The sequence below is a fragment of the Burkholderia sp. BCC1047 genome, assembly GCF_902833155.1.
GTDB classification, from domain to species: domain Bacteria; phylum Pseudomonadota; class Gammaproteobacteria; order Burkholderiales; family Burkholderiaceae; genus Burkholderia; species Burkholderia sola.
This window is the reverse complement of the sequence record NZ_CADFEH010000017.1, coordinates 138,659-149,420: the sequence shown is the minus strand read 5'-3', so window position 1 is coordinate 149,420 and position 10,762 is coordinate 138,659. Positions and strand designations below refer to the sequence as shown.

General features: G+C 62.6%; 9 protein-coding genes. 2 read left to right on the top strand and 7 right to left on the bottom strand.

Annotated features, from left to right (window positions below; genetic code table 11):
- Positions 1-59: 59 nt before the first annotated feature.
- On the bottom strand, positions 60-971 hold the full coding sequence (locus HWX55_RS19060; protein ID WP_175976846.1) for a hypothetical protein: 912 nt from the start codon (positions 969-971) through the stop codon (positions 60-62).
- Positions 972-1,477: 506 nt separating this feature from the next.
- Between HWX55_RS19060 and HWX55_RS19055 the strand changes: the two genes are divergently transcribed.
- Positions 1,478-1,831, top strand: a complete 354-nt coding sequence (locus tag HWX55_RS19055) for a hypothetical protein (RefSeq protein ID WP_244140596.1) — start codon at positions 1,478-1,480, stop codon at positions 1,829-1,831.
- Positions 1,832-2,031: 200 nt separating this feature from the next.
- On the opposite strand, the gene HWX55_RS19050 is transcribed toward HWX55_RS19055, so the two are convergent.
- The 3 genes from HWX55_RS19050 to HWX55_RS19040 all read right to left on the bottom strand — a co-directional run bounded on the left by HWX55_RS19050 (position 2,032) and on the right by HWX55_RS19040 (position 5,647).
- Positions 2,032-3,273: an amidohydrolase family protein gene (locus HWX55_RS19050; protein ID WP_175976845.1), complete on the bottom strand. Its 1,242-nt coding sequence runs from the start codon at positions 3,271-3,273 to the stop codon at positions 2,032-2,034.
- Between the two features lie 12 nt (positions 3,274-3,285).
- Positions 3,286-4,602: an MFS transporter gene (locus HWX55_RS19045; protein ID WP_175976844.1), complete on the bottom strand. Its 1,317-nt coding sequence runs from the start codon at positions 4,600-4,602 to the stop codon at positions 3,286-3,288.
- A gap of 133 nt (positions 4,603-4,735) precedes the next feature.
- Positions 4,736-5,647, bottom strand: coding sequence for a LysR substrate-binding domain-containing protein (locus tag HWX55_RS19040; RefSeq protein WP_175976843.1), 912 nt, complete (start codon positions 5,645-5,647; stop codon positions 4,736-4,738).
- A gap of 195 nt (positions 5,648-5,842) precedes the next feature.
- Between HWX55_RS19040 and HWX55_RS19035 the strand changes: the two genes are divergently transcribed.
- Positions 5,843-6,253 carry a TIGR02594 family protein gene (locus HWX55_RS19035; protein WP_175976852.1) on the top strand — a complete coding sequence of 137 codons (411 nt, stop codon included), beginning with the start codon at positions 5,843-5,845 and terminating at the stop codon, positions 6,251-6,253.
- A 100-nt stretch (positions 6,254-6,353) separates the two neighbouring features.
- On the opposite strand, the gene HWX55_RS19030 is transcribed toward HWX55_RS19035, so the two are convergent.
- The 3 genes from HWX55_RS19030 to HWX55_RS19020 form a co-directional block, all read right to left on the bottom strand.
- The gene (locus tag HWX55_RS19030) at positions 6,354-8,867 is read right to left on the bottom strand and encodes an EAL domain-containing protein (RefSeq protein ID WP_175976842.1); all 2,514 of its coding nucleotides are present in this window, start codon (positions 8,865-8,867) and stop codon (positions 6,354-6,356) included.
- A gap of 324 nt (positions 8,868-9,191) precedes the next feature.
- On the bottom strand, positions 9,192-9,962 hold the full coding sequence (locus HWX55_RS19025; protein ID WP_175976851.1) for an HDOD domain-containing protein: 771 nt from the start codon (positions 9,960-9,962) through the stop codon (positions 9,192-9,194).
- A gap of 26 nt (positions 9,963-9,988) precedes the next feature.
- Complete coding sequence (locus tag HWX55_RS19020) at positions 9,989-10,624, bottom strand: hypothetical protein (protein ID WP_175976841.1); 636 nt, start codon at positions 10,622-10,624, stop codon at positions 9,989-9,991.
- Positions 10,625-10,762: the final 138 nt, after the last annotated feature.

Here is a 10,762-nt window from a genome sequence, read left to right as displayed (position 1 = left end):
CCGATGATTTGTTCTTCGGTGAATCGCTTTTTCATTGCCGTTCCTCTCTGGAACGGACTCTACACCGTCACCGTACTAAACGCGGGGAGCAGGTCAACAGAGAGAAATCCCTCGTATAGATCGACGAGATTGTGACTTTGTTCTATCCTTAGTATATCTGCGAGGCCTTCTTCGTTGCCAGGCATCTCAAATGCCAACCGATAGCGCATGTATGTCTTTACACTATCGGCATAGTACCGATGTCTGTCAAGTTTGGCTCTGATATCATCCCGGTACTTCGAAACAGTCGTGCGTTCTTCATTTCTAACGCTTGTGTTAAACGCAATAAACGCGAGCAAACCTCGTTTATAGATCGACCGCACCTCTGTTGCATAGCGCTTTTGACGCTCAAGACCACCTGCTTGCTGCTCCAATGCGATTCGCAGTTGCACTGACCACAGGCTCACACCGGTGTCGAATTCGAGTTTCTGCAACATCGATATTGAAGTTTCAAAATCGCCAGAGAACGCGAAGGCTTCGATCGCCTCAACATATGCCCGGAATAGATTTATTCCGTGGCTGTTGGAGCGAATGCGCTCGGATACCCAGTGAAGCTCGACCTCAATAGGTACGGCCGTCGCTTCCTTTACGCCACTCAACTCCTCAAAGCCTATTGGCGAACGAAGTAGCTCAGGCAACTGCTTGGCGTTTTGTCCGACCACCCACTCGTTGAACGACGAAAAAGACGACGGATGCAGGACTGCACGGGAGTCGAGCAAAAGCTGCAGCAGGTTCGATCTAAACCGCATCGTCGGTGACATCGCACGGTCAGGGGCGTAAGCCTTTGACTTGAATTTTGATACCAACCCCCGATATTTATTCTTCTGTTCGAGCAGCCTGCGCTCAAGCATATTTTGGTCACCCGACAATTCAGCGCTCCCCGAAAAATATTTATAACTTGTATCAGCAACAGCAAGCCGTGTAACGAGCATACCTACTAGAGTATATTGGCAGAACTAGCTCCTGGTCCACGCCTTCTCCTCCAGTCAATTGTTTGCTGTGGTGCACAATTTTCTCGATTCCAGCCATATCGTATTGTAGTGGTCAACCAACCCGGACGTTGCGTTAAGTTTTCCTTCCGCCACGGCGGATGCCAGTCTGTTTGGACTTGCCCCTGTATTTCCGGAACCTGCGTCACACCAAGGATTACTGAATCCGTCGAGTGCCGGAGCTCGCGAGGCGAGCGGTATCTCGGTGCGCTATGGGGATGGCTGCCGGACCGTGTGCAGATCTATACCTAACGGCCAATCCCCCTCATTTCCCCATTTCTGAGATGCCAGCCCGACTACACTGGTCATGAAGCCTTGCTTCTCACCATCGGAAGCTGAACGCAGCCCTCTCCGAACCGATGGTCGAAATAAAGCCGTCTTGCCCAACAAGACACAGCGAGAGGGGAGAAAAAAGGGGAAACCCAAGGCAACAAAGAAGCGCGGGCCGCATGGGCGGCAACCCATACGACCCGCTGACCACCACCAACTCAGATGAGGAGTCGGAAATGGCTGACGCCAATACTAAGCCACGTCGTAGAAAGAACAAACCCGTCAACATGCAGAAGACGTTTGAGCTGGTCCTGCGCAACTACCCGGACCTTCCCAAGCGTGGCTGGCCGTACCTGCCGTGGATGAAGGCGATCGATATCAACTTCAAGATCTTCGGCTTCAAGCCGGGCGACCGCGTGTACCTGAGGGTCAGCGACGTTGACCGGACGATCACGATCACGCCGGATTACAGCCAGTTGGCGCTGCGAGAGCAGCCGTACCACGATCCTGACCGGGGACCGTCGCCGCTCTAACACCTGCAAGGGCCGCTTGATGCGGCTCTAGCGAGTGGAGCGCAGGCGTTGCATGAACACGACTGACCGCCGGGGCGCCACCGCCCCGGCCATTGCCACGAACACCGCGATTCACACCTCTAGCGACCTTCAACAACTGTCACGACCGCAAGGCCCGTGAGGTCGCACCGCGCCTGCCGAAATACCCGAATGGCGTCAAATCACCGCCCGCCAACCCGCCGCTTCACAACCGCCCCCCGCTGCAACACATACTCGACCCGCGCGCCTTCATCGGCCACGACTCCGATATCCTCGAGCGGATTCCCATCGAGCACGACGAGATCGGCGATCGCCCCAACCGCAACGACCCCAAGCTCCCCGGTCATATTCACAATCTCCGCCGCCACCGTCGTCGCCGCCCTAAGCGCCTCCAGATTCCCCAGCACCTCCGCCCGAATCCGAAACTCCCCGGACTGAAACGCGTGCATCTCGCCGAGCAGGTCCGACCCGAACCCCATCTTCACGCCGGCCTTTGCATAGATCTCAAGCGACTCGCGTCCTTTCTGCTGCACGGAGGCCACCTTCGCGATGGAGTCCGCCGGCATCCCAAACTCCGCCCCATGTTTAGCCAACGCGTCATAAGTCACCAGCGTAGGCACCACAAACGCCCCCCGCTCATGCATAAGCATCGCAGCCGCCTCATCCACAAGATTCCCATGCTCGATCGTCCGCACGCCGCACCTCACAGCCCGCTCAATCGCCCGCCCCGTATACGCATGCGCCATCACATAAGTATTCGCGGCCTCGGCCTCATCAACGATCGCCCGAATCTCATCCTCCGAATACTGCGTGTTCGCGATCGGATCGGTCGGCGAAGCCACGCCGCCTGACGCCATGATCTTGATCTGCGTCGCGCCTTTCTGAATCTCCTCACGCACGGCGAGCCGCACCCCTTCGACACCATCGACGACCCGCGCAATCGCCCCCGTCCGGAAACAGCAGGAGCAAGGCTCCAGCACATCGCCCCGAGGCCGGAAATCCCCATGCCCACCAGTCTGCGACAACGCCTTCCCCGACGGAAAAATCCGCGGCCCCGGAATCAGCCCGGTCTCAACGGCCTGCATCAAACCCCAATCCGCGCCCCCCGCATCCCGCACACTGGTAAACCCACGCGACAACATCGCATCGAGAATCGGCAGCGACCGAATCGCCGCGAGAATATTCGGCTGCGTCGCATTCGCCCCAAGATTCGCACTCGACGCCAGCACATGCACATGGCAATCGATGAACCCCGGCATCACGGTCTTGCCGCGCACGTCGATCACCTGCGCATTCGGCAAATCCACCGGCCGATCGGTGATTTCGACGATCCGCTCGCCTTCGATCACGACATGATGATGTTCGAGCAACACGCCTCGTTCGAGATCGAGCACGTTGCCGCCTTGAAGCACGGTAATGGTCATGGGTAAAAATCCTTATCGAGTCGTTGCGGCCGCACGCTTCGCATCCTTCACGAAGCGCGTGCCGACGAAACTGACGGCTGCCGCGAGCATCACGTAGAACGCGGGCGCCATGTTGCTGCCGGTGCGGGCGATGAGCCACGTGATCAGGAACGGCGCGAACCCGCCGAAGATCGTCACCGCGAAGTTGTACGCAACGGATAACCCGGTCGACAGCACCTTGGTCGGAAACAGCTCCGCGAACGCCGCGAGGATCGGCCCCGTATAGGCCGCGATCAGCACGCCGAACACGGCCTGGAACACGATCAGCGACGCGAACCCGGGCGCATGGTTGATCCACGAGAACATCGGCCACGCGAGCACGAGGATCGCGAGCGCCGCGCCGGACAGGAACACGCGCCGTCCCCACGCGTCGGCGAGTCGCCCGACGATCGGCGAGCAGCACATGATCATCAGCCCGCCGACCATGCCGGCCGTGAAGCCGGTCGATTGCGGCAGATGCAGCGTGCGCACGGAATAGGTCGGCATGTAGAACAGCAGCACGTAGGTGCAGACGGTCCACAGGATGACCATCGAGAAACTCGCGAACGTCTCGCGCGGATACGTGTGCAGCACTTCCTTCAGCGGCGAACTTTCCTTCGCCTGCGATTCGACGGCGCTGAACGCGGGCGTCTCGTCGATATGGCTGCGAATGAAGTAGCCGACCGGCCCGACGATGATCCCGAGCAGGAACGGCAGCCGCCAGCCCCAGCTATGCAGCGCCTGCGTGTCGAGCGACGTCGTGACGAACGTGCCGGTCGCCGCACCGAGCAGCACCGCGAAGCCGATGCTCGACTGGATCCAGCTCGAGTAATACGCGCGCTTCTCCGGGGGCGCGTATTCGGTGAGGAACGCGGTGGCGCCGCCCATCTCGCCGCCGGCCGAGAAGCCTTGCAGCAGCCGCGCGACGACGATCAGGAGCGGCGCGGCGATGCCGGCCTGTTCGTAGGTCGGCGCGATCCCGATCAACGCGGTGCCGGCCGCCATCAGCAGGATCGTGAGCGACAGCGCGGCCTTGCGTCCGACCTTGTCGGCATAGACGCCGAGCACGATGCCGCCCACCGGCCGCATGAAGAAGCCCACGCCGAACGTCGCGACGGTGAGCAGCACGGACGTCAATTCGTTGCCGGTCGGGAAGAACAGCTTCGCGATGATCACCGCGAAGAAGCTGTAGACGGTGAAGTCGAACCATTCGAGGCCGTTGCCGATCACGGTCGCGACGATGGCGCGGCGGCGCTGTTGCACCGCCGCATCGACGGAAGGCGCGGCGCGCGGGGAAAGCGTTCCTTGCATGGTCTCTTCCTTGGTCAGAAGACGGGACGGCTGCCCCGCGTGAATCCCATGCTAAGGACAGCCGGATTTTTTTCTGAAACGAAAGATTCGCATGCCTGCATGCGCTGCACGCATGCGTCGCGCTCGGGGGTATTCAGCGCGCGGTCTGCTGCTCCGCCTGTTCGAACAGCCAGCGGGTGAACAGGCGGGCGGCCTGGTTCTGCGCGCGGTCGTTCGGCGAGATCACGTAATAGCCGCCGCCGTGGCTCGCGGACGCTTCCGTCACGCGCACGAGCAGCCCGGCCTCGATGCATGCGTCGATCATGTAACGCCAGCCGAGCGACACGCCTTGACCGAGAATCGTCATCTGCACGATCTGCGGATACGAGTTGATCGTGATGTCCTGCGGCTGCGCCTTCTGCCGGTCGACGTCGTTCAGGTCGAACCATTCGGACCACGACATCCATTGGCGCTGGCCGTCTTCGAGGCGCAGCAGCGTTTCGTTCGCGAGATCGGCCGCATCGAGCGTGCGGCCGGCCAGATAGCCGGGCGCGCAGACGGGGAACACTTCTTCGTCGAACAACCGGCGTGCGGTGTATTCGGCCGGCGCCTGCTGGCGCACGTAGTAGACGCCGACGTCGAATTCCGCGGGCGACATCGATGCCAGGCCGTCGCGCACGATCAGGCGCAGCTTAATGTTCGGATACGTGGCGCGGAAGTTCGGTAGCCGCGGCGTGAGCCACAGCAGCGCGACGCCGGACGAGCACGCGATCGTCAGTTCGAGATCGCCGTACGGTTTCATCACGTCGTGCGTGGCTTCCGCGCATTGCGTGAGCAGGTGGTGGACCTGGGCCGCGTATTGTTCGCCCGCGATCGTCAGCCGCAGCGAACGGTGTTCGCGCACGAACAGCGAGCGGCCGAGGAATTCCTCGAGCTGCTGGATCTGGCGGCTGATCGCGCTTTGGGTCAGGTGCAGTTCGGCGGCGGCTTTCGTGAAACTCGCATGCCGCACGGCGGCTTCGAACGCGATGAGGCACTGAAGAGGCGGCAGGGGCGTGATGCGCATGGCGGGCAGGGAGTCGAGGGCGCTGCCTCCATGATACGGGTGAGCCCGACGAAAATCGCAACCCTGCGAAGGCAGCTGTGGATTCGCCCTATTCAATCGTGCGAAGATTGAGCGAAACAACACCGACACGTACCCGAGAACGACGTGACCCTATCAAACCCTGAGAGCAAAGTGAAAGCCGTCCATCCGCCGTGGATGCCCGTCGCGCTGGCCGAACTCGGCATCCGCCGCCACCCGCCGGGCAGCATCAACCCGCGCATCGTCGAATACAACAACCAGACGAACCTGATCGGCTACGACGACAAGATTTCCTGGTGCTCGTCGTTCGTGAACTGGTGCATGGCGCACGCCGGATTCCGCGGCACCGGCTCCGCGCTTGCACGCTCGTGGCTCGAATGGGGCAAACCGCTGGAGCGCCCGGTCTATGGCTGCATCGCGATCCTGACGCGCGACGATCCGACGAGCTGGAAAGGGCACGTCGGTTTCTACCTGCGTCACGATGCCGAATATGTTCACCTGTTCGGCGGTAATCAACTGGAAGAAGTGCGCGAACTCGCGTATCCGTTGAACGAAGTGATCGGCTACCGCTGGCCGTCCACCGAGTGAGCGTGCGGCAGCACACGCAAGGCAGCAAACAACGCCATTCCCGCTACTGCCAACCTGTCGAGCCGGCATGTCGTACTACACGACGCGCCCCACGACCGCCTCACTCCGTCAGCAGTTCAGCGCCGCGGCGCGACGAGATGCCGACCAGCTGCTCGGCGGGCTGCGGCCGCGCGAACAGGAAACCCTGCCCCTGGTGGCAGCCGATCTCCTGCAGGAAGGCCAACTGCCTGGCCGTCTCGACGCCCTCCATCACGACATCGAGCCCCAGCGCACGCCCCATCGCCACGATCGCGCGCACGATCGCGTCGTCCGTGCTGCCCGAACCGCAGTTCGTGAGGAACGACCGGTCGATCTTCAGCGTATCGACGGGCAGATCCTTCAGATACACCAGCGACGAATAGCCCGTGCCGAAATCGTCGATCGCCAGGCTGATTCCCCGCGTCGCCAGTTCGCGCAGCAGGATGCCGATTTCCTCGCGGGTGTTCATCGCCATGCTTTCGAGCAACTCGAGCTGCAGGTATTCGGCCGGCAACGCGGTTTCGCTGAGAATGGTCGTCAGGTCGCTGAGAAAGTGGTCGGTAAAGCACTGCCGTGCCGATACGTTCACCGACACCCGCCCGAACTCGAAGCCCTCGTCGAGCCAGCGGCGCGCCTGTCGGCAGGCTTCGTGCAGCACCCATTTGCCGATCGGGACGATCAGCGCGGATCGCTCCGCCAGCCCGATGAAGTCACCCGGCGGCACCAGGCCGCGATGCGGATGCAGCCAGCGCAGCAGCGCTTCCACGCCGACGATCCGGCCGCTCGCCAGATCGTATTGCGGCTGGTAGAACAGGCGGAATTCGTTCTGCTCGAGCGCGCGATGCAATTCGCCGAGCGTCTCCAGTTGCTCGATCGCCGACGACGTCATCTTGCTTTCGAAGAACTGGAACACGTTCCTGCCGCGGCTCTTCGCGCCGTACATGGCCTGGTCCGCGAGCAGGATCAAGTCCTCCGCCGCGGTGCCATCGTCCGGATAGATGCTGATGCCGATGCTGGGCGTCACGAAGATCTGGCGATCGCCGATATCGATCGCCCGTCCCACTTCGTCCAGCAGCTTGCGCGCGACGCGGCCCACGTCGCGAACGTCGTCGATCTCCTCGAGCACGAGCGCGAATTCGTCGCCGCCCATGCGCGCGACCGTGTCGTTCGCGCGCACATTGGCGACGATGCGCTCGGCGACCGTCTTCAGCACCTCGTCGCCGGCGTTGTGGCCGAGCGTATCGTTGATCAGCTTGAAGCGGTCGAGATCGAGGTACATCACCGCGACCTTGCGACCGAACCGCTTCGCATGGCTGATCGCGTGCGCGAGCCGCTCCTCGAACAGCATCCGGTTCGCGAGATTGGTGAGCACGTCGTGCGTGGCGAGGTAACCCAGCCGCTCCTCCGCCTGGCGCCGCTGCGTGATGTCGGAAAAGATCGCCGCGTAGTGAGAGATCTCGCCTGCGCTGTCGCGAATGCTGGTGATCGTCAGGTATTCGAGAAACAGCTCGCCGGTCTTGCGGCGATTCCAGATTTCGCCTTGCCAGTGGCCATCGGTCGTGAGCGAATGCCACAACTGCTTGTAGAAATCGGGCGTCTGGCGCCCGGAACTCAGCAAGCCCGGGTTGCGCCCGATCACTTCGTCCTCGCTGTACCCGGTCAGGCGCGTGAACGCCTGGTTGACGCGCTCGATCCGCGCGCGCCGGTCGGTCACCATGATGCCTTCGAGTGCCGATTCGAACACGCGATCCGCCATGCGCAGGTTGAAGCGTGCGAGCCCCAGCGCTTCGTCGCGCTCGCGCAACGCGCTGCGCAGCTCGTTCGCGTATTCGTGCTCGATGCTCTGCAGCACGTCCGCGAAGCAGAGCAGCCCGGTCAGCCGGCCATCCTCGTCCCGGATGCCGACATGCCGCATGTTGTGTTCGGTCATGAAGCGCTGCGCCGCATACAGGCTTTGGCTGGCGGTCAGCATCTGCAGCGGCCTGCTCGCATGGGCGCCGACCGCGCCTTGGGCGCCGCCGTCCGCCAGCAGCCGGACGATGTCGCGTTCGGTCAGGATGCCGTGCTCGCCGTCGTCGTAGCCGACGAGGATCGCATCGAGCCGTTGCGCGCGCATCTGTGCGATGACGTCGTGCAGTCCGGCCTGCTCGGGCACCACGACGGGCGGATGGACGCGGATCGACTCGATCGGCTTCAGGTGCAGGAAAAATTCCGGGCCCTGGTTCACGACGACGTCGGTTTGCGTCAGCACGCCGATCGCGGCGCCATCCCGCACCACCACGAAGTGCCGCACGCCCGACTGCTTGAACTTCATCGCGGCTTCACCGAGTGGCGTGTCGGCCTCGAGCGTCAGCACCGGATGGCTCATCACCTCGCTGACCGGCCGATCGAGCTCGCCCGGATTGTCGCCGGCCGACAGCGCATCATGCTCGGTCCAGATCCCGACGACCTGTTCCTCCTTCATCACGACGATCGAGCTGCACCGTTCGGCGAACATGCGTCGCGCGGCCTCCCGCACCGGCGTGGCGGGTGCGCAGGACAGAATCTGGCGCGCGACGAGGCGCGCAATCGGAACATCGTAGCTGTTCGGGTACATTCTCTGACCAAGACGAAAAATCCTTGCCGGCGCGCTTCGGTCCGGCCACCTTCGGGCGCGCCCGCGCCGGCCGGCAAGGCATGATCTTGCTCGCCTCGACGGGTTGCGCACTCATCGAACTCGCCCACGCGGAATCGATGCCCGGTTGTCCGGCGAAACCGCACGCCGGCCCACCGCCCGCGCACGGGCCGCCGCCCTGAGTTAACGGCAGATTCGGCCAAGAGTTGAGTGCGATGACCCCATTCGGGCCGTACGTCGGCAAGTCGAGCGGCTGCGGGCTGGGCGAGATTGACGGCGCGGCCGTCGCGCCGCCCATTGCAAGGCTTACTGAGGGCGGTATGCGGGTAGCCCGCGCACTTGATCGTCGTACCACGTGGTGGCAGCGAGCCAGAGCGTGGTCAGGTCGTTCGGGGTGAAGATCGGCAATGTATTGCACGCTGCGCGGATGACGTCGAAGTCCCCCGATTCCGCTGCCTCGCTGGCGTTCAAGAGCCAACCCAGCTCGCCATGTCGTTCGAGCAGTGCCCGCCGGATATCGGCGTGAATCGGCGTCGTCGTGACGACGTCCTCGATCGTGCTGCCGAACAGCACATGAACGAGTGAGAACACGCCCGCAATGAACGCGGTAGCGGCGAACCGGTCATCGTCGGGCCGCAGCCGGCCCGCGGCCAGTTCCATGAATCGCGCCCGCGCGCCGCATAGCTGCGCCAGCGGATCGGAGCGCAACGCATCCAGGCGCTCGTCGGCAAACAGGAGCAACTGGGTCCAGCGCGTAATTTGCCGCGTGCCGACCAGCATGATCGCCTCGCGCAGTGATGAAACGGGCTGGCTGAGCCCCACCGCGCTCGAATTGAGCAGCATCAGAAGGGGAATGACGAGGTTCGGAATGCGCTTGAGTTCGGCTTCGAGTTCCACGATCTCCGGTTCGCCGCCCAGAAGCACGAGCAGGCGCAGCAGCGCGTCGCGCGATGGCGTGACGCGCCGCGATGTCAGCACCTGCGGTTTCGCGAAGTAGTAGCCTTGAAACAGTTCGAAGCCCGCTTGCATCGCGGCACCATGGTCCTCCGGCGTTTCGATTTTCTCGGCGACCGACATCTTCCCGTGCTGCTTGACGGTGCCGATCAGTTCGGCAAGGTGCTCGCGCGGACATTCGAGAAAATCGATCTTGACGATATCGACGTAAGGGAGAAATTCGAACAGGCGGGGGAAACCTCGGAAACATCGTCCAGCGCGAGCCGGTAGCCCGCGCGCCGCAGTTCGCTACAGCGCTTGCAGAGCGCGTCGTCGAACGCCACCGTTTCGAGGATTTCGAGTACGAAGCGTCCATGCGGCAACAACCAGACGATGTCGGACATCAGCACCGTTCGATCGATGTTCACATAACCCGTGCGATCGCCCAGTGCGGCGGTGAGGCCGATATCCCCGATGAGTCTTCCGATGACCTGCGCGGTGGCGGCAGCGTCATCCGTGATGTGGGCGCGATTGGCTGTCCCCGAGCGGAACAATAGTTCGAATGCGATCAACGCTCCGCTGCGGTCCAGAATCGGTTGCCGCCCGAGGTAGACGTATTCCGGTGTGCCGGCTTTGGTGCCCGACTCCGGTTGATCGTCCGCGGGGCGGGGCGGCGGTGCGCTCGTATTCAATCTTGAACGGTCCCTTTGAGTTGAGGTCTCGCGGATGCCAGGCGGGTATCCGTCGCATCCGGGGAGTTCGTTGCGCCGATGACTGACGTCATCGCCGGCGCCTTCGATGCTCACGAAGATGCGCGCGGCCCTTCCGGGGCGGCGCCGACCCTCGCGGTTTGCTCCTTCTGTCAGTTTACTCGCGACACGGGTGGCCGCCTAGAAGTTGTCCCGTTCCCCCCGCCGGGGCGGCTTGCTCTACCGGCGCGGCGG

Excerpts from the sequence above, each read along its gene's own strand:
- HWX55_RS19060 (WP_175976846.1), bottom strand. The coding sequence starts at position 971 with ATGCTCGTTACACGGCTTGCTGTTGCTGATACAAGTTATAAATATTTT.
- HWX55_RS19045 (WP_175976844.1), bottom strand. The coding sequence starts at position 4,602 with ATGCAAGGAACGCTTTCCCCGCGCGCCGCGCCTTCCGTCGATGCGGCG.
- HWX55_RS19050 (WP_175976845.1), bottom strand. The coding sequence starts at position 3,273 with ATGACCATTACCGTGCTTCAAGGCGGCAACGTGCTCGATCTCGAACGA.
- HWX55_RS19035 (WP_175976852.1), top strand. The coding sequence starts at position 5,843 with ATGCCCGTCGCGCTGGCCGAACTCGGCATCCGCCGCCACCCGCCGGGC.
- HWX55_RS19030 (WP_175976842.1), bottom strand. The coding sequence starts at position 8,867 with ATGTACCCGAACAGCTACGATGTTCCGATTGCGCGCCTCGTCGCGCGC.
- HWX55_RS19025 (WP_175976851.1), bottom strand. The coding sequence starts at position 9,962 with ATGTCGGTCGCCGAGAAAATCGAAACGCCGGAGGACCATGGTGCCGCG.
- HWX55_RS19055 (WP_244140596.1), top strand. The coding sequence starts at position 1,478 with ATGGGCGGCAACCCATACGACCCGCTGACCACCACCAACTCAGATGAG.
- HWX55_RS19040 (WP_175976843.1), bottom strand. The coding sequence starts at position 5,647 with ATGCGCATCACGCCCCTGCCGCCTCTTCAGTGCCTCATCGCGTTCGAA.